Origin of the sequence: Paenibacillus sp. FSL H3-0469 (genome assembly GCF_038051945.1) — a bacterium.
Taxonomy (GTDB): Bacteria; Bacillota; Bacilli; order Paenibacillales; family Paenibacillaceae; genus Paenibacillus_AQ.
This window is the reverse complement of the sequence record NZ_CP150302.1, coordinates 5,363,104-5,382,877: the sequence shown is the minus strand read 5'-3', so window position 1 is coordinate 5,382,877 and position 19,774 is coordinate 5,363,104. Positions and strand designations below refer to the sequence as shown.

The following is a 19,774-nucleotide window of genomic DNA, read 5'->3' as shown; positions in this document are numbered from 1 at the left end:
CTTAAAGCACTTGAATTTCAGTGCTTGGGGAGAGTAGCTTGAACATTTCTTCAACATTGATACGAGCCGAATCATCCCGGAAAGAACTATCACGGAATACAACGCGAAGGGGTTGATCCTCTGCAATTATCCTAATAACCGACTCGTACACATCATCATCAAAGCAAGCGATCAAGGAATTACCTGCAACGTAATGGACTGTTTTGCCCTCAACTTCTTTGGTCTCCATTGGTAATGAGAGCTCCAGTCCGCACTCCAGCATCACTTGGGTGAGCAGGTCCTCGCCAGAGCGATCTTCTTTGATGTTAGACACCATATCATCGAGATTCATTTGTCCTAGATTTTCTGGCGTATAGAAGATATCTTTCATGTTGCTGGAGTCTACTCGATACACACGGAAGCCGTAATCGATGTCCGCTCCCGTTTCTTCTTTGATCTTTTTGGCAGCACGACGTATACGTTCTTTGCCGATTTCGCAGATAGTTTTATAGCCTTGTATATAAGCGTCTGATTTCTCATCTATCTTCTCAGGCAATTGAACCATTATAAACTTTCGATTTCCGCCGTCCTCCGCATTTAAATGAATAACAGAATGTGCCGTAGTTGCTGAGCCCGAGAAAAAATCAAGCACAATTTCCCCAGGACTTAGAATTTGGTTCATTAATTTTGTTATTAGTCTAGTAGGCTTTGGAAAAGGAAAAGCCTTACCCTCTAATAAATCAAGGATTTCTCTTGTGCCGCCCGTTGTGTAGCCTACATCTTCAAGAATCGAAGAAAACCCTGTGTTCGTTTTATTTAAATCCTTAATGAACTTCTTTTGTCTCGGACGACCAGTCGGATTTTTTGGAAATAAAATCTCATTATTTTCAATTAATTTGAGCATCGTTTCTTTCGACTTAGACCAACCCCTTGATGGGTTTGGAGGATACGCTATTCCTGTCTTGGGATCAACGATATCATAATGTAAGTTGGGTCTTGCATTTTTATCAGCTAATCCACTTAAATCTATACTGGCCCAAGGACCTCTTGGATCATTATCTGGATTTTGATATTTTGATTTATCAATTTCCTTTCCTCTAAATATTGATTGTTCTGATCTTCCATAGACAATTATATATTCATGATCAGTTGACGCATTAGTAATATTTCTACTATCAGCATTCTGTCTTCTATGCCATATGAAAGTAATGATATGATTCTCTTCCCCAAAAACCTCACTCATGATTTTTTTTAAGTTATCATATTCATGATCATCAATACTAACAAAAATCGCACCATTCTCTTTCAATAAATTTCTAGCTATTTTAAGTCTTGAATACATCATTGAGCACCAATCACTATGAAATCGACCATTTGCTAAGGAATTATGAAAAAATCGATTTCCTTCCATATCTATTTGTCCTGATTCCTCCAAATAAGCATTCATTGTTTCTCGGAAATCGTCCTTATAAATAAAGTCATTCCCAGTGTTATATGGTGGATCAATATATATCATTTTCACCTTATTTAAGTATGATTCTTGTAACAACTTCAAGACTTCAAGATTGTCACCTTCAATGTAAAGGTTTTGAGTATTTCCCCAATCAACGCTTTCTTCCATAACTGGTATCAATGTTTTATCTATAGGCGTATTGGCGTTAAGAACAGCTTCTTTCTTACCTGTCCATGTGATTTGATACCGCTCTTTTTCTCCTTCAACGAGACCATCGGAAAGCTCTTGCTTCAACAAATCAAAATCAATTGCACGTTTAATCTTTCCTTGTTCATCCCGTGCTTCAGTAATTACGTTAGGAAACAATTCTGCAATCTTGCCGATATTGACCTGTGTCAGATCGGTTGATTTCATCGTCAGTTGGTTCATGTTTAGGTTAGGCCTCCAGTTAATCTAGAAGTTGATTCAGCTCTTTACGTTTATGTTGCATTTCCATATTCAATTCAACCTTGTGACTGAATTGCTTTTCTCCACGAATCTTGGCTTCTAGCCGTTGACATTCTTGCGTTAGCTTAACTATGCGTACTTGTCGCTCCAGAACGGCTGTAAGCTCAATTTCCGGCTTAGAATCAAAAGGCAGCAGTTGACGGATGATGTTCTCGTAGACTGCCTTTAGATCAAGTCCTTGAACGATGTTAAATTTCATTTCTTCTACAGGCTGCCATACCGATTCATGATAGGAACGCACGACGGAAAGATTATCATCTGTCTGATTTCGTTCTTTATAGGCTATAGCAAGCTTTACCTGATCCTCGTATAGAATGAGATACAGGATGGGATAAGGGATTGCCTTGTCGATACTCCGCAATAGATCAAGCGAGTAGGTTCGCTCTTTCAAATGAACCTCAAACACCTGAACTTCCTCAATATCATCCTTTGGCTCCAAGCGGATTGTCTCCTTGGACAGCTTGTGCTTCCAGATGATCGATTCGACTTGTTGAGTAAACAGATCCTTCAGACTCTGATTCGCTTGGAGCTTCTCATAAAATTTATTCTTTGGTATTTTTCGATTCACGATTGTACTAGATGGTAATTGTAACATCATGCATCCACCTTCCGAATAACGACAAAGGTAATGAGCTCGAAATCTTCAAGCCCTTTGACGGTATCGATTAAAGCCGTTGTGCCTCCTGAGCTGAACAAGCTGTCTAGATCGCCTTCTTCCTTCACCTGAACTATTGAACGAATCGCTTCCTCCAGCAGCATTGAGTATGAGTCCATCTTTTTTCCGTCTTTAGTCGCTTGATTGAAGCTGCGGCAAGCATCCAGGATGGGCTCTGCTTGTCCTCTGCACAAAGAACGTAGGACATCGAGTGTTTTCTTGACATCCATATGATTGATTATAACTTCACCATCATCGCTCATGTAGACGAGGTAGAAAGGATGTAGGCGATTCTGCTTGTCCGGGTTTAATTCTTCATGTACGTTGCGAAGAATGAATATGACACCAGGTTCTACTCCTTTGTCTTCATCAGCAGAAACGACTGTGTGCAATCCGTTTGGAACGGTATCGAGTTCGCCGTTCTCTTTGACGTAGTTCACCAAATCCATTCGAAAGTCATTAAGACCTAGATCCGTTATGGATACACCAGTGTTCATGTCATCCAGATCGACGACTTCTTTCTGCAAGCGATTGAGCTGCTGCTTCCGGTATTCCAGATCGCTAGACTGATTAAACAGGACGTTGTCATCGCCGGTTGCTGTCATATCCATGATTACCATACGGTTCTCAACCCGTTCTTTCAGTTGAATATATTCATCAAGCGTCATGTTAGGCCAGAAGTTCACCAGCTGAATGGATCTGTTTTGCGAGCCTATTCGATCGATTCGCCCAAACCGCTGGATAATCCGTACTGGATTCCAATGGATATCATAATTAACGAGGAAGTCGCAATCTTGTAAGTTTTGACCTTCAGATATACAATCAGAAGCAATCAGCAGATCGATTTCACCTTTCACATCAGGCATTGTCAGCTTCTTTTCCTTGGATCGCGGTGAGAAGCAGGTGAGTAATGTACTGAAGTCATTTCGCAAACCAGCAGTGTTCTTATTTTCATCGCGGCCAACAATTTTGGCGGAATCGATGTTGTATTTTGATTTCATATACTCAGATAGATGGATATACAAGTACGCCGCGGTATCCGTAAATGCACTAAATATGATCACCTTCCGGTTGCCAGGATTGATTGGCTGCCCGATTTTGTTATCGATGAGCTGCTTCAAGGCATTCAGCTTTTCATCGTGCTCAGGTGTTACTTTTCGCATTTCCTCATGAAGGGAAGAGAGAATATTGTAGTCGCTCATCAACTCTTCTTTCCATCTGAGTACGTCCATATCGGAAAGATTAATTTTTATCGTATCCCCTATAGTAAAGTCATCATTCAGCCAGTCATCATCATCTAGACTGGCATCTTCAATCTCGGTGTATCCAACCATATCTGACTTTCCGCTTTGCTCATATGCCTCTATTCTCTCCAGTGTCTGGCCCAGCTTGGATATAATCTTAGACAGCGTTAACCGAAATGATTCAACAGAACTCTCCAGCCGTTTGAGCAAATTAATCCTCATTAGAAGTTGCAAGCTACCTTCTCGGTCTAATTGCTTGAAGCTCCCGCTTCCACCCTTTACGCTTGTATCATACATCTCTTCGTACAATCGCAAGCGGCTCGGTTGAATGTACTTGAACGGAGCATATATGCCAAGGTTGATTCTAGACAACTCCGTAAAGATCTCATTGTACCCAATTACATCTGTTCTGTCTGTTAAATCACAAAATTTGGATAAGGGCGACAGCCTCTTAGGAAATTCACCAATCTCTTCTGCCTTGTAATACTTCTGAATGTGCTTGCGTGAACGAGCTATAGTCAGACTATCCAAGAGCTCAAAAAAGTCAAAATCGAGCATTCCCAGGAGCGTATGGGTGGTTCGATCAGCGGCATCCAGCTTTGACCACTGATTAAAAGCAGATTGAGCCCTTTTAAAGATATCGTTGATGCCACGGTCAGTGCCAAGTCTGTTGTTGATTTCTTCAGGATTTCCTTCATACGCCAGAGCAAGCTGGTTGCGAAGATCCATGAACTTGTTATTAACCGGGGTTGCAGACAGCATTAGCACTTTCGTTTTAACCCCACTTTTCAACACTTTCCGCATCAGCTTCTGATACCGCGTCTCTTTGTCTTTCTTTGCTTCATTATTACGGAAGTTATGCGATTCGTCGATGACAAGCAAATCGTAGTTTCCCCAATTCAGTCTATCCAATGGGATATCATTAGACTTGCCTCTTTCACGGGAAATGTCCGTATGGTAAAGCACATCGTACCGCAGACGGTCGGCGTACAGGATGTTATTGGTCACGTTCTGTTTATACGTAAGCCAATTATCTGCAAGCTTCTTCGGACATAGTAACAAGACCGACTTGTTGCGAAGCTCATAATATTTGATAATACCGAGAGCGGAGAAAGTCTTACCGAGCCCGACACTGTCTGCAAGAATGCAGCCATTATATTTTTCAAGCTTATTGATGGCACCCATAACTGCATCCTTCTGGAAGTGGTAAAGACGCTTCCATATTTCTGTATTCTTAAATCCAGTTGCTTCGTTCGGCAGTATATCTTCAGTGATATCTGTCAAGAATTCATTAAAGATGTTATACAGAATGACATAGTATATAAACTCAGGAGAGTTTTCTTTATAAACTGATGAGATGTGTTCAGCTACTTGATTCGTCACATCTTCAAGCTTACTTTTGTCGTTCCATACCTGATTGAACAAGTCTAAATACATTTTTGTGAATGGAGCTTCAGTGAATTTATTGACCATCTTAGACAGAGCATTGCCTTTCTCATAATCAAGATCAACAGTCGTAAAGCCATCCATGGGCATGTACGTGGTTGTATTATCGGATGTTTGCAAGTTCAACATTCCTTGCATGACACCAGAAGTGCGGTTAGACTTGAAAGTAACTTTCTGACGTATCCAGTCGCTGCATTCTTTTGCAATTGATTTTAGAGTCATTTCGTTCCTCAGCCGTATTTCAAACTCTGTTCCGTATAAACTCTTCTCACGGCTCCGCTTAGGTATGTAGAACTCTCGTTTTTCCTTGTTAAAGCCATCCGCAACGAATGCAGGCGAAGTGAAGATGAAGCGTACTTCGTCCACTTGATTCAACTCTTTGATTAATGCTTCGTAGGCATATATTGAAAAGCATGAAGCTGCTATGGACAGCTTTGATCCTTTTTTAATGGAGTGCTTTAAATCGTCTCCCAATAGCCTATCAATATTATTGATAACCTCCATAGTTTCACCTCTTGTAGTTGGACATCTATCTTTTGGTTCAATTCGACATCAGCCTAATTATTCCTGTATAAATAGGGTTATCAAGTTTTTCTACATTATTGGTCGTGGCATTGATTTCGCCCATGGCAACTCTGCCGATTTTTTGGACGTACTGGTTATGAATCTTTACCGCGATCGTATCCTCGGTCACATCATCCATAAATTGCTGCTTGGTCGATTCATAGATAATCATAGAACTCTCCCCTATTCAATCACTGCTGTGTGCTTTTTTGTGAGCTTCCCTTGGAGCTGGATATGGGGTATTTCTTCGCGTTTTTGTCTATCTTCTGAAGGATAGCATCCTTAACATCGATTTGCAGATCATGCGCAAGCGTAAGCGTGTAGATGAGAATATCAGCGATTTCGTCCTGCATGCCGGAATAATGTTGCTCTATAGCTTGCTGGCTGTTCTTCCATTGGAAAAGCTCCAGCAGTTCGCTAGACTCCAGCGTGATCGAGAGCGCCAGATCCTTGGGATCATGGAATTGCTTCCAGTCCCTATCGTCACGGAATTGGATGATTCTCTTCATTAATTCGTCCATGTGTACCCCCATCATGTTGGTCAAATTCAATTTTCCACAATTTCTCTGTATGTATTGATGATAGCCCAATCCATAATGTAAATCTATGATATTCCTAAAATTACACATAAAAGGACTCCTATTGGAGCCCGGCGGCGTGGTTTGAACCATATTAGAGTTGGAATTCCGAATTGGAGCTGGTAACTGCCAATGGAATTATTGCCTTCACGAAGGTTTCTTTATCAGCTTGGATCGCTAGCTCTTTTAATTCGTCTTTCCCTTTAATAATGAAAAAAGGTGTGCCTGTACCATAATAATTCGAAAAATTGTTTGGTGTTATTTCTTCGCCTGCAATAGAGTAACTGGTGACTTTTCCGATCTCCAATTCAACTTCACTGGCAGATACATTTTCGTCAGTTATTAAATAAATTTGGTCATTCCATTTCAAAATAGGAGCCGCGTTACTTTGAAAGGTTTTAATTTCTGTATAGGTAATGTCCTTCGTTGTTGTGTTAGATTCTTGAGGATTTGAGCAAGCGGTCAGTAGTAATAATAGAGAAATCCCTATTAATTTGTTCATGATATTCCTCCGTACAAATGTTTGAGAGCTTATTCTAATGTATGCTTAACATATCAGCGTTAGCGCTATTAATATCATGCTTCGAAGCCAATAGGATCTGCATCTGCTAACTGGGAAGGCAATAAACCCAAGGAGGGTTACGATGAACAAAATCGCGAAGGTTATAGCGGGTTCTTTAATTATAGGAATCTTAGCAGGCTGTGCTGGGAATCCCAATGCTACCCCCAAACAAGCTGCTACAAGCCAAAAGACACAGCCTTCAGCGCCACAATCATCACCAGACCAGGGCAATTTTAAGACAGGAATATTTGTTGAGTTAAGTGATGTAAATGATACGAAGTTGAATGAACAGATTACAGATAGCTTGAACGCAGTAATGAACGCTCTAGTGAATAATAACGAGGAAGAATTCAGGAGTGCCTTTGCAAATAATCAGTCGGCTGACGCGCACAGCTTCATGCTTGGGAAAGAGTACTCTTTCGAGAAGCTAATGTCTGTTGAAGAGGATTCTGCTGGCAGAACTGTTGTAACTCTAGAGGTTAAAGTTAAGGATGGTTCCGATATTAAAGAAAACCATCTTTCCTTTTACTTCGTGAAGGATGATACAGGCAATTGGGGGTTGAGGACGATAGATTAATTGCTGACCTTGAATTAAAAACAGTGAAAGAAAAAGGTGCTCTTTCGAGAACACCTTTTGGTCCATGATCTATTTAAAATAATTCTCCAGCTTACTTATTATTTCAGCATTATTGGTTGAATACTCACGTAGTCTATTCTTGGTCTTACTACTATCATACAAGGAAATATTATATTTGTTAAATATGTCAATTCCGAATCTAGTCTCCTTATTTACGCCATGTCCTTCTCCACAAAGAACAAAATCATCCTAACAGATGAATAAGATTACCTTTGCGCAAACACAACGTATGCTGTTTTTAACATACATCAGACCGTATGCCTGCTTGCGAACACAATGTATGCTGTTTTTCACATACATCCAGACCGTATGCCTGCTTGCAAACACAACGTATGTTGTTTTCCACATACATTCAGGCGTGTGCCTGCTTGCGAGCACAACGTATGCTGTTTTTCACATACATCCAGCAACAAAGTTACTCTTCGAATCATTCAAGGAATTCTTTTCCACAAATTTACACGCACCTTGTCCACAGCAAGAGGAAATTATAGCTTCCTATACAATTAAAATAGCCCCCATCAGCAGCGGGTTGTCGCTGTTGATGGGGGCTCTTGAAGTAGTGCAAACTTCCAATCCTCTATCTCACCCGCACCCGAAACTGCGGCAGATAATCGGCATTCTGCTCCAGAATGTCAGCCAGCACTTCCTTGGCGAGGTGCTCGTCGCCTACGAGGGGGTGGATGGTTAGGGCTTGCAGGGCGGAGGCGTAATCTCCTCTGACGGCAGCCTCGATTGTTAGCTCCTCATAAGCCTTCACGACCTGGAGCAGGCCCCGGATCTGGGGAGGGAGGGGCTTGGTGGGGGCGAGTGCGTGCGGGCCGTCGGATTTGATGACGCAGTTGATCTCGATGGAGACATCGGCGGGCAGATCAGGAATGATCCCCTGATTGCGCACATTGACGGTCTGGATGTCGCCGGTGTCGTTGTAGATCGACTTCATTAATTGGACTGCGGCTTCTGAATAGTAGGCGCCGCCGCGCTTCTCCAGTTGCGCCGGCTTGCTGTGGACTTCGGGCTGCTTGTAGATCTCGAACAGCTCGGCTTCGACTTCCTTCACTTCATCGGCGCGTGTCTTGCCGGTCTCGCGGTAATGCTCTGAGATCTCCCGGTACATCTCTTCCTTCATATAATAGTAGCGGTGATACGGGCAAGGCAGTGCCCCCACGGACTGAATGAATTCGGAATCCCACTCCAGATCAGGGATGTTGGCCATGGATGGCCCCTTGGCTCCGGCCAGCTTATGCAGGAAGTCCTCGGTCACATCCTCGCCCTGCATCATCACCCGGGTCGTCCAGTTGAGGTGATTGATGCCGACAATCTCAATGAACATCTCTGCTTGGGGAACTCCGTACAGCTCAGCGATCTGCATCTTGGTGCTGATCGGCAGATTGCATAGCCCCACAGACTTGACCCGGGAATGCTTGGAGACCGCTTCTGTAATGATACCGGCCGGATTGGTGAAGTTAATCATGAACGCATCCGGCGCCAGCTCCTCGATATCCCGGCAGATGTCCAGAATGACCGGAATGGTGCGCAGCGCCTTGGCGAAGCCGCCCGCTCCGGTGGTCTCCTGGCCGATGAGATGATGGGCCAGCGGGATCTTCTCATCTCTGGAGCGTGCATCCAGCATGCCGACACGGATCTGTGTGGCCACGAAATCCGCACCGCGGATCGCTTCGCGCCGGTCCAGTGTCGTATGTAGCCGGATCGGCTTGCCGCTGGCATCGATCATCCGCTGGGCAAGCTCGCCTATGATGCCAAGCTTGGCCGCCCCTGCCTCAATATCGGCGAGATACAGCTCCGCAACGGGAAATTCATCATGATACCGGATCAGGCCCTCCACCAGCTCCGGCGTATAGGAGGAACCGCCTCCGATCACTGCAAGCTTCAAGTGCTTCTTCTTCATCTGTGATTTCCTCCGTCTCTCTTGAATTGCTCTAGTATTGCACTGGTTACAGGGATGCCAAGCCGATCCATCGCCAGCATCACGGCACCGAATACAGGCGGCAGCTCCGGAATGACCAGTGTGCAGCGGGGATGCTCCGCCCACACTTCCTCAAGCAGTGCATCCAGCAGCAGCGGGCTCCGGCCCGATTGCAGGATGCTCCCGGTCAGGACGACCGTCACCGCTTCGTCTTCGAAGCCGCCCAGCCTGCGGATGACAGCCGCCGCAGCGATCCCCAGCTCTCTGCCCATGTCCGCCAGCAGCTGGCGGGAGAGCCAATCCCCCGCAGCAGCTGCTTCATGAACAACCAGTGATAACTCCAGCGGTGCTGCTGTTATCTCATCATCGAGGTAACGCTCCACCATCTCTTCGAAGCTTGTAAAACCCAGTCTCTGCGGTATCCGTTCCACCAGCTCGCTGTACGGCTCCCTTCCTTCCCAGCAGCGCACCGCTCTGCTGAACGCCTGTGCCGCAAGATAGAAGCCGCCGGCCCGGTCACCGAACAGGGTATCGAAGCCGCCTATCTGCACTGTCTGCCCAAGCCGGTTGCGGCCGGCCGCGTTCGTATTGCTTCCGCAGACAAGCACCACTCCTGTGTTATCCGGACTCCCGGCACGAAGCCCCTCGAACGTATCGCAGACGATATCCCAGCTCCGCAGCTCCAATTGACTGCTGATCTCAGGATATAGCTTGTCCATATCCGGCCTGCGGTCAGCGCCCGCAAGACCGAACTGCACATGATCGAGCTGGTCCATGCCTACCCCTGCCTTCGCAAGTGCACCGAACAGCGCTCCGCGAATGTTGAGCACAGCCGCCCGGACTCCAATGATCTGATGGTTCCCGCAGCCGGTCACTGCCGACCCCAGAATCCTGCCGTTATGATCGGCGATAACAGCGATGGTCTTGCTTCCGCCGCCGTCTACACCTGCTAGATACATAGCTTCCACTCCTGATTGATCCATTGTTATTTTAATAGTCAATAATTGCAGACATTGTTCCTACAAATGCCCTCTCATTGTTACGCTGATATTGCACGCACAGCTTCCTTCAGCTTGAAATCTCAGTTGTTACACAGTGGTTTCTCCGGCTCTTGTTCCGTGATATAATATAACAAATTGCCATCGGAGGACACTTGTAATGACAAAGAGAACAAATAATACATTATATTTCAATATTAAAGAACAACTGCTTAAACAGATTCAATCCGGAACCTATGCGGTCGGAGAGAAGCTTCCCACCGAGGCTGAATTATGCGAGATGTTCTCCGCCAGCCGGACCACCATCCGCCTCGCGCTCAGCGAGCTTGAGATGCAGGATATTCTGGAGCGGCATCAGGGCAAGGGCACCTTCGTCAAGCGCAAGGAGCTCCAGCTTAACCAGAAGCGCAGCTTCACCGAGGATGTGCTGATGAGCGGCAAGGAGCCCACCAGTAAGATTATCGAAGCCAAGGTGACGCCTGCCGAGATCCCGCTCAATGAATTCCTGAATATTCCTGTCAAAGCTCCGGTCAACCAGTTACTGCGGCTCCGCTACGCCGATCATGAACCGCTCCTGTACGAGACCACTTATATCGCGTGGGATCTGGCTCCCGGGCTCATCAATGATTATAAGGACGGCTCGCTCTTCTCCTTCCTGGAGTCAGAGTACAACCTGAAGGCCCACCGCTCTGTGGAGCAGCTGAAGCCGGTCCTCGCGGACAAAACCGCCAGCAAACTGCTGGGTGTCAAAGAAGGCTCTCCTTGCCTGCAAGTGAGAACTTTTACTTATCTGGCTGACGGCTCGCCGCTGGAGTACAGCTTCGGCGTATTCCGGGGAGACTTCCCCAGCTATACGATTGAGAGAGAATTCGGATGAAGGTGACCTTCGTCCCGGTAAACCCTTTTACTCTTGAATGATCCCGAAATATCTCCCCAGCCAGTAGGGCAGCGTGAATACCGAACCCGCCTCAATGCTGCCCGAACGGTAGTTATACCCCGGATTGGCACCGGTCGTCTGGCTGTCATTCTCGAACGGATTCGAGTTATGCTTAATGATCCGCCGCTCGTCCGGAGCCAGTGCGTAATTCGTCTGTTTATAATCATCGCGGTCACCCGGTTCAATATAGAGGACATCCTGACGTTCCCATTGCACCGGGAATTCAATCTGGAATTCCGGGAAGCGGTACAGGAAGCGGACCGCCGACTGCAGATCGACATCGGTCTTGTCCGGGTGCGCCAGCTGGTAGAGGAAGGTGTAGAACGGATTCTCCTCCCGCACCTCATTGGAGTACCACTGATCATAGGCGGCTACAATCTGCGCATGTCTGTCTGCATCCTGCTCAAGAGTCACCAGGATGAACACCGGGAACCAGCCCAGCTCTTCATCCGAATAATTGATGTATTGGGTCCAGTCATTATGCAGCGTAGCATTGGTGTTAGTGCCGGCTCCCACATTGTCCATCGTTACCGGCTGGTTCTCGTTCTCGCTGTAAGCGTTGGTAGCCTGACGCACGAGTCTGCGCTCAATATATTCCTGCGCCATCGCCATGTAGCCCCGGCCGTTGATATACGGCTCTTCCTTGCTGTAGCTGCCGGCAAAAGCCTGCTCATAGGCCAGCTCATACTTCGCTGAATCGGCCGGATAGCTCGCTGCGACAATATAGCTTGCCGATTTCAGCGCAGCCATAACCTGGAGTGCGTTGAGCGGGCCGTCCTCGTAGCCGTAGGACAGCGCATCGTCCCCTTTTTCGTCAACGCCGATCTTGGACTTCCACTGTTCCTGCTTTTCCATGGTCCCAACGCTGTCGTTGAAGTATTTGGCGAACCATCTGGACCACTGTGTTGATTTGCCGGTAGCGTCCTCAATGTAATAATGGTCGTCCTTCAGGATCAGCTCGGTCATGCGGTGCGTCGTTTCTTCAATGAGGGCTTTCAGCTCAAGCAGCTCAGGATCGCTGCTGTCCCCGATCAGATATTTATAGGCGGTATAGAACATGGCATAATGGCCATCCACCTCATCTGCCGAAGTATCGGCCTTATACACAATCTGGTTCATGTCGATATGGCCGTCCACAATGGCGCTCTCCGGGAACAGATCATTGAAGAATGACGGGATCTGCTCATATACGGGAGCTGTCAGCTGGAACAGCGGCTTATTATGAAGGCCTGTTGTTTTGTCTTCCTTGGCGTCATTATTGTTCGTCGCGGCCGTAATGACTGGCAGCACCTGATACACTGCGCCGGTTACGGACGTTCCAACCCGGGTCTTGATATCAATCCCCAGCTTCTGGCCTTCAGGACGCGTAAGGTTCAGCTCGTCAATGGCGGCTTGACTAAGGCCAAGTCCGTTGTAGTTCAGCACATCCGTGCCTCCGCTCGGGAACAGGGTGGAGCCTTTTTTGTTCTCTGCGTCTTTGGTTACTCTGACCATGGAATAGCCGATCGGCGCCACTCCGTCGTCACGCTGCATGCTTGGAATGATTCCATTCGGGTTAATCATGTCCGGCCCGACGAAGTTCTGGAACCAGAAGCCGTTCTGGGACTGGTAGCCATACACTGAATTATCCACTGTAGCCGCACTGGCTTCACTGGTCAGCATATAGGAGCGGGCCGGGAAGCCGTTGCCGCGGCCAGAGACATAATCGAGCAGCAGTACGGCCTTGGTCGCTCTAAGCGCTGCGGCTCTGGCTGCGGCAATCTCTGCTGCCTGCTCCCCGGAAGCCGGGCTCGTTCCGTACTGCTCCTGCAATGCCTTGTAGCGGAAGATTTCGCCCATCGCATACATCGCGGTCCATAGACCGTCATTATCGCTGGTGGTAGGCGTGGATGTGAATACGCCGGTCGCAGAGTTGTAATTGACCGCATCCAGCGTGCTGTCCTTCTCTGTGAAGGTGAAGCCTGCACCATGAACCATACCGCGCCGGTCCAGGATCGACTGCACTAGTTCCTCATAGATAAACGATTTGTCATGCAGCGTCTTCTCCGGCATCGCAATATGCGTGACCCCGCTCGCCGTACGGACCCAAATGCCGTTCTTCCCGTCACTGGCCAGTCCCGTCACATGATCGTCTCCGCCATACAGATACCTCGGTCCGGCCATATACTGCACAATATCCTTGGTGTCGCTTGCGCTGAAGTCCACCCGCTGTAAGCCGGTCTCCGTTCCAATCCAGTAGACTCCCCCGTCCAGAACCACACTGGTTACATCGCCGATGACCGAGAGCGGCAGGAATTTGAGTGCTGAAGCATCGGTAACCCATTCAATATTGCCCGGGATAGAAGCCGATCCGGCTTTGTAATAGGTCATTTCTTTTGTCTGCACAGCCTCCAGCTGAACCGGAGAGTACGCCGAGCCAGGCAGCTTCTCCGCAAGCACGGGCGTCGCCGGCAATACGAATAATGTTAAGGCAAGCAGTCCACCTGTGATCTTCATGCCCGTTCTTTTCATCTTGTCCATGGTAAGCTCCCCTTTCCTTATTGGTAGATATGCGATACGCCGGTTCGTGTGATCACCAGTACCCCCGTATTCTCATCCGGCACAAGCAGCAGCACCTTGTCATCATACAATTGCTTGCCTTGAGCGGTATAAGTGGTCATTTCATTCGTGGCGAGATTAATTCTGGTGACTCCGCTGTCTGTTCCGATCCATAAATAAGTCCGGGTCTTGTCTAGAACAGAGGTGTTAATCCCCCGCATCGAAGCGAATATGGAAGGCTTGATATTAAATTCATAGTTAACAAAGGTTACGGCATTCACAAGGTCCGGCATAACGACATCCTTGTTAGCGATCGGAGGATTGTAGGAAGGGTCCTGAAGGAAGGTCAGGTATTGCTTAGCCAGTCCTTCTGCTCCTGTGGAGCTGAACGTGCTTAATGCTTCCGCATAGGTGTACAGCTCGGCAGCCTTGGGCTCTGGCGTTGGCGTTGGTTTTGGCGTCGGCGTCGGTGTTGGTGTTGGTGTTGGTGTTGGTGTTGGTGTTGGTGTTGGTTTTGGTTTTGGCGTCGGCGTTGGATTCCCCGTACCCGGGCTAGGGGTTGGATTCGGAGATGAGGTTGGCGCTGGAGTTGGAGCCGGAGTTCCTGTGCCGCCGCTTGAACCCGATCCTCCCGGGTTGCCGGCCGCAGGATGGATGAGCTGTCCTGAAGCGTCATAATCTTGTCCGCCTATCGTTACCTTGGCAGCATTGACCGTCAGCTTGTCCGGCTTGACCGGGAAAGACACCCCTTCTCCATTGACCACCGCTTCGGCGATTGTCCCTTCACCGGTGATCACTGCGGCACCGTTCAAGGTCATTTTCGTGACAACACTGCCTGTGTTCAGCTTAATTGTTGAACCGCCTGCCTTAAGGGAGAGGTTGAAGCTGCCAATCCGGCCGCTCTCCAGCGTGAAGCCTGTAGGTAAAGCTACATTTAATTCATTGACATCCCCTGACACGGAGACAGCATCGGAAGCCCGCGTAAGCAAGTTCATGCTACTTATCGGCTGGCTGGATTCATTAACAATTCTGGCACCTGAGGTTACATCTATCTTCCCGGCAGTGGTCTTCCCCTTGAGGATCACTCTTACCGGAGAAGCAGGCTTGCTGATAACAATGCTGCCCACTTGACTGTCTGTCAGCGTAATGCTGTTCACACCGCCGCCGTTAATGTAGACGACGCCTTCAACCGCTGCGTTGTTGAGGCTCAGATTCCCTTCGCCAACGCCGGGAGTAATATATACATTCCCTGAGAGCTTCAGACCGGATAACGTACCTCCCGCTGTGTTAACGATCAGGTTGCTGCCGGAGATGCCTAAATGCTCTTCCCCGTCTGCCACCAGGGTTCCCATGGCATTGTTCATCATCTTCACCGCCTCGGCCCGCGTCAATGCCTTCTTCGGCTGAAACGCGCCTTGCGGTGTACCCGCTACATAACCGGCCTCCTTCATCGCATAGACAGCCTCCTTGGACCAGCCGGCAATAAGGGCATCATCTGTGAACGGGGCATATGAATTTCCTGATGCGGCAACATGGAATACTCTGCTGAGCATCAGCGCCGCCTGCTCACGGGTCAGGATCTCCAGCGGCTGGATCTTCCCTCCGCCATCGCCGATAAGTACGCCGGCTGCGACCGCCTTGCTGATGTCAGAGGAATACCAGGCTGTCTTAGGAACATCACTGAAGCTCTGGCCGCTCTCCTCACTGAAATTAAAGATCCGGTTAATCAACGCGGCGAATTCTGTTTTGCGGATTCCCTCGTTCGGGAGCACAAGGCCATCGGGATTCCCCTTCAGCAGCCCCATCTCCTTCCACGAGGCCATTTCCTCAGCGGCCCATGCAGGAATCTTCTCGGCGGTTTCTGCCGATACCGTGGATACACCTGTCAATGCCACGGATGACACGACGGCGAATACTCCGAGCATCTGCTTCCATCTGAACTTCATATGCATTCCTCCTCAAAGTGTAATCGTTAACGCGATAAAGCCGGCTCCGAAGCAACCCTAACCAATGTCACCTCCATGTCAGTTTATTAATGTTGTTGTAGTAACATTTACACACATTCTATTTTTAATCATAACAAATTGTCAACACATTTATGAAATGGTAATCTGCAGCCGCCCCCATTTTCCACATCCTCCCATAACATCGTATATTTCCTTGTGATATCAACGTTGTTTACGCTTACAAAATTTTACGAAGGAAGAGTTTTATCCTACTTCACTTTCGGTTAAAAATGAATTTTCTCTGTCTTTTTGCCTAAAAAAACAATTGACAGGGCCTTGGCTATACTTAATAATGAAAACTATATTGTTACTACAAATTACTTATTCCGCACAAATCTTAGTCCAAATCGGGAATACCTCACTCTATTGAGTTAAGTAATATTACATACAGGAGTGTGAAGGCGAAAGGGAGAGCAGGGATAAGAAGGAATCGCGTAGTCGCATCAGCTTATTGGCCCATATAAATCGAAGGAGCGATGAACGAATGAACAAAAGGAATATTGCACTGGTCTCAACGATGCTGGTTACCGCCTTGACGGGCTGCTCTTCTGCAGCCTCTAATGACAGCTCAGCCAATAACGGCGGGTCCGGTGCTAAACAGGAAACTCTCCGGATTGCTATGGGCTCGCCCGGCGAAGGCTTGATCAAGGTCTGGGAGACGATCGGCAAGGAGTTCGAGGCACAGCATCAGGGGATTAAGGTGGAATTCAACTACCAGGACGATGACACGTATCAGACGATCGGATTACCCAATCTGCTAAGCGGCAAGAACGCTCCTGACCTGTACTTCGAATGGGCCGGACAGCGTCTGCAGACCAGAGTCACGGATGGTTATGCCGCAGATATTACCGGACAGCTTGAGAGCTCCGGACTGAAGGATATGTTTGCCGAAGGTACCTTCAATGGTATGGTGATCGACGGCAAGACGTATATGATTCCTACGGCGGGCGATGTGACGAACGTAATCTTTTACAATAAAAAGATGTTCAACGATCTGGGCCTTCAGCCGCCAGCCACCTGGGAGGAATTCCTGAAGGTATGCGAGACCGTTAAGCAGGCAGGCATCACCCCGCTCGTCATCGGCAACTCCGATCTGTGGACGGCAGGCAACTGGGTCGCCCATATCCTCTCACGCGTTGCGGGTGAGGATGCCTACAGTGAGGCCATGCAGCTCAAGCAGCCGTTCAATTCCCCTGATTTCGCCAAAGCCTATGGTTATGTGAAGGAGCTCTGGGATAAGGGCTATATTAATGAGAACATTACTGCCGCAAGCGACAGTGAAGCGGATATGCTGTTCCTGAACGGCAGCGGTGCTATGCATCCGATCGGCAGCTGGCTGGCTGCGACCGCAGTGGAAGAAACCCCCGACCTGGAGCTGGGCTACTTCAATACACCGGCCATGCCGGACGGCAAGGGCAATCAGGAGAGCGTCATCGGCGTGTTGAACGGAATGGTGGTCAATAAGAACTCCAAGCTGATCGACGAGGCCATCGAATTCATGAAGCTGTACAGCTCCCCCGAATCCTCGAAGAAGCTCTCAGACGCTGGTGCCGTACCGATTACCAAAGACGGGATTAACAAGGAGACCATGCTTCCGCTCTCACTGGAGTTGAACGATCTGATGGAGAACGCCCCGGTGCTTGTATCGCCGCCCGATACCGGCTATTCCATTGAAGTCGCCAACGCGCTTAATATGGCTACCTCTAAGGTTATCGGAGGCGCTGAGTCCCCTGAAGCTGCTCTGGCTGAGCTGGAGACCACCATTGCCCCTCTGAAAAAATAACGGTGAATCCGCCCGCAAGGCGGCTTCATCCCGAAAACGGAAATTATGTACTACCTTGTACATCGAGAATTGGAGGTGGCCCCATGTCCGGCCGAAGCAATAAGCTCTCTCCCTACCTGTTCATCTCTCCCGCCCTCCTGCTGTTTGGCTTCGTTGTTCTGGTCCCCGTGCTGATGACCTTCGTCTTCAGCTTCTACGACTGGAACGGGATCGGCACGATGCATTTCACCGGCTTCGACAATTATATCCGCGCTTTTCAGGACCAGGTCTACCTTAACTCCTACGGACACACGCTTATCTATATTGTTGCTACGGTCTTAGTTGAGGTTATTGCCGGACTCGGACTCGCAGGCTTAATCACGATGGGCCGCAAGGGCAGCGGACTTTTCCGGCTCGCCTTCTTCGTACCCGTCATGCTGCCAATGATTGTCGTCTCCTACCTGTGGAAATTCGTCTATAATTCCGATTTTGGCCTCATTAATATCCTGCTGGAGAAAATTGGCCTGGAGAGCTGGACCCGTGTCTGGCTGGGCAACCCCGATACCGCGCTTTATGCCATCTGTATCGTCTCCGGCTGGGTGTATGCAGGCTTTTATATGACCATCTTCTATTCCGGAATCCAGCGCATCTCCAAAGAAGTCTATGAATCGGCCTATCTGGACGGCGCAGGGGAAGCACAGATCTTCTTCAAGATCAAAATCCCCATGATCCGTAATCTGGTGGAGACAGGCATCATGTTGTGTGTGCTCACCGGCTTTCAGTCCTTCGATCTGTTCTATGTCATGACTAACGGGGGACCGTATAATTCAACCGAGATTGTGACCACCTATCTGGTCAAGGTCGTCTTCACCCATATGAGCATCGGCTACGGCTCCGCGCTGGCCGTCATTATGACGATTGTAATCGCGGTGATCGGGCTTGTGGCCGGCAAAATGAAGAAGAAGGACGACGGTGTCCTGGAGTATTAGCGGGGAACCCGGAGCATGTAAACTGCGACATTATGAGAAAGTGAGGTGTATCCCTTGACGACCACGGCCCTGGATATCAAGAAACAATCCTATAACAGCGGGGAAGCCGCCCGCCGCAGACCGTTCCCGCATATCCTGTATTATCTGTTCATGATCGTCATCTCCTGCTTCTATGCCTACCCGATTCTCTGGCTTATCCTCTCTTCCTTCCGGGAGAACCGGGAGATCTTCTCCTCTCCCTTCGCACTGCCGGAGCAGATTAATCTGCAGAACTGGTCCAAAGCCTGGACGGTCGGCAATATGAGCACCTACGCCAGCAACAGCGTAATTGTCACCTCGGTCACCGTTGCGGGCATTCTACTCTTCGCCAGCCTTGCAGCCTTCGCTTTCAGCAAGCTGCGCTTCCGCGGCAGCAGCCTGCTGATGCTGCTGTTCGTCTTCGGATTGTTCATGCCGCTGCAATCCTTTTTCATTGCTCAGAGCTATATTTTTGAGCAGCTGAATCTGAAGGATTCTTATATGGGCTTAATCCTCCCTTATATCGGCACCGGACTGCCGCTGGCCATCTTCCTACTCAAGGCTTATCTGGACTCGATCCCGAAAGAGCTGCTGGAGGCTGCCCGGATCGACGGCTGCGGCGACTGGCGGATGTACGGCAGAATCATCCTTCCGCTCTTGATTCCGAATATGGCCACCGTGGGAATCTTCTCAGCACTGAATGCCTGGAATGAGCTGCTGCTGGCTATGCTGTACATCCAGGACGACTCCTTGAAGACGATTCCGGTAGGTCTGCTGGCCTTCTCCAGCCGCTATATGACCGACTATAAGCTGCTGTTCTCCGCACTGGCGATGATTACGCTCCCGATGATTATTGTCTACCTCTTCTTCCACCGCTATATCGTAGCTGGCCTGACCGAAGGGGCGCTGAAATAAGCGGCCGGCAGTAAGATCATTCACAATAACAACAAATAGCCCCTTCAGCAGACGTAACCGGA

15 protein-coding genes are annotated in these 19,774 nt (G+C 48.5%); 5 read left to right on the top strand and 10 right to left on the bottom strand.

Annotated elements, in window-relative coordinates; all coding sequences use genetic code 11:
- Position 1: 1 nt before the first annotated feature.
- From NSS83_RS23685 to NSS83_RS23660, 6 genes are all read right to left on the bottom strand, one after another.
- Entirely contained in the window at positions 2–1,861 is a 1,860-nt protein-coding gene (locus NSS83_RS23685; RefSeq protein WP_341346611.1) for a site-specific DNA-methyltransferase, read from the bottom strand.
- Between the two features lie 19 nt (positions 1,862–1,880).
- Positions 1,881–2,537 (bottom strand): DUF4391 domain-containing protein, encoded by a 657-nt coding sequence (locus tag NSS83_RS23680; RefSeq protein ID WP_341346610.1) that lies wholly within the window; start codon positions 2,535–2,537, stop codon positions 1,881–1,883.
- Positions 2,534–5,788 (bottom strand): helicase-related protein, encoded by a 3,255-nt coding sequence (locus NSS83_RS23675; protein ID WP_341346609.1) that lies wholly within the window; start codon positions 5,786–5,788, stop codon positions 2,534–2,536. The genes NSS83_RS23680 and NSS83_RS23675 overlap by 4 nt, the downstream gene beginning before the upstream one ends.
- 37 nt (positions 5,789–5,825) lie before the next feature.
- Positions 5,826–6,020, bottom strand: coding sequence for a hypothetical protein (locus NSS83_RS23670; RefSeq protein ID WP_341346608.1), 195 nt, complete (start codon positions 6,018–6,020; stop codon positions 5,826–5,828).
- Between the two features lie 19 nt (positions 6,021–6,039).
- A complete protein-coding gene (locus NSS83_RS23665; RefSeq protein WP_341186902.1) occupies positions 6,040–6,369 on the bottom strand; it encodes a nucleotide pyrophosphohydrolase in 330 nt (109 codons plus the stop codon).
- A gap of 151 nt (positions 6,370–6,520) precedes the next feature.
- Positions 6,521–6,928 carry a hypothetical protein gene (locus NSS83_RS23660; RefSeq protein WP_341186901.1) on the bottom strand — a complete coding sequence of 136 codons (408 nt, stop codon included), beginning with the start codon at positions 6,926–6,928 and terminating at the stop codon, positions 6,521–6,523.
- A 142-nt stretch (positions 6,929–7,070) separates the two neighbouring features.
- Here NSS83_RS23660 and NSS83_RS23655 point away from each other — a divergent pair, with 142 nt between their 5' ends.
- Positions 7,071–7,565 carry a hypothetical protein gene (locus NSS83_RS23655; RefSeq protein WP_341186900.1) on the top strand — a complete coding sequence of 165 codons (495 nt, stop codon included), beginning with the start codon at positions 7,071–7,073 and terminating at the stop codon, positions 7,563–7,565.
- Between the two features lie 637 nt (positions 7,566–8,202).
- On the opposite strand, the gene NSS83_RS23650 is transcribed toward NSS83_RS23655, so the two are convergent.
- Both NSS83_RS23650 and NSS83_RS23645 read right to left on the bottom strand, forming a co-directional pair.
- Positions 8,203–9,531: a 6-phospho-beta-glucosidase gene (locus NSS83_RS23650; RefSeq protein WP_341346607.1), complete on the bottom strand. Its 1,329-nt coding sequence runs from the start codon at positions 9,529–9,531 to the stop codon at positions 8,203–8,205.
- Positions 9,528–10,508, bottom strand: coding sequence for a BadF/BadG/BcrA/BcrD ATPase family protein (locus NSS83_RS23645; RefSeq protein ID WP_341346606.1), 981 nt, complete (start codon positions 10,506–10,508; stop codon positions 9,528–9,530). The genes NSS83_RS23650 and NSS83_RS23645 overlap by 4 nt, the downstream gene beginning before the upstream one ends.
- Before the next feature lie 199 nt (positions 10,509–10,707).
- Here NSS83_RS23645 and NSS83_RS23640 point away from each other — a divergent pair, with 199 nt between their 5' ends.
- Positions 10,708–11,424: a GntR family transcriptional regulator gene (locus NSS83_RS23640; protein ID WP_341346605.1), complete on the top strand. Its 717-nt coding sequence runs from the start codon at positions 10,708–10,710 to the stop codon at positions 11,422–11,424.
- 27 nt (positions 11,425–11,451) lie between these two features.
- On the opposite strand, the gene NSS83_RS23635 is transcribed toward NSS83_RS23640, so the two are convergent.
- Together NSS83_RS23635 and NSS83_RS23630 are read right to left on the bottom strand one after the other, a co-directional pair.
- Positions 11,452–14,004, bottom strand: a complete 2,553-nt coding sequence (locus NSS83_RS23635; protein ID WP_341346604.1) for a hypothetical protein — start codon at positions 14,002–14,004, stop codon at positions 11,452–11,454.
- Between the two features lie 17 nt (positions 14,005–14,021).
- Positions 14,022–15,968, bottom strand: a complete 1,947-nt coding sequence (locus NSS83_RS23630) for an S-layer homology domain-containing protein (RefSeq protein ID WP_341346603.1) — start codon at positions 15,966–15,968, stop codon at positions 14,022–14,024.
- 544 nt (positions 15,969–16,512) lie between these two features.
- On the opposite strand from NSS83_RS23630, the gene NSS83_RS23625 reads away from it, so the two are divergent.
- From NSS83_RS23625 to NSS83_RS23615, 3 genes are all read left to right on the top strand, one after another.
- A complete protein-coding gene (locus tag NSS83_RS23625; protein WP_341186894.1) occupies positions 16,513–17,811 on the top strand; it encodes a sugar ABC transporter substrate-binding protein in 1,299 nt (432 codons plus the stop codon).
- Positions 17,812–17,894: 83 nt separating this feature from the next.
- Entirely contained in the window at positions 17,895–18,779 is an 885-nt protein-coding gene (locus tag NSS83_RS23620; protein WP_341186893.1) for a sugar ABC transporter permease, read from the top strand.
- Between the two features lie 54 nt (positions 18,780–18,833).
- On the top strand, positions 18,834–19,712 hold the full coding sequence (locus NSS83_RS23615; RefSeq protein ID WP_341186892.1) for a carbohydrate ABC transporter permease: 879 nt from the start codon (positions 18,834–18,836) through the stop codon (positions 19,710–19,712).
- Positions 19,713–19,774: the final 62 nt, after the last annotated feature.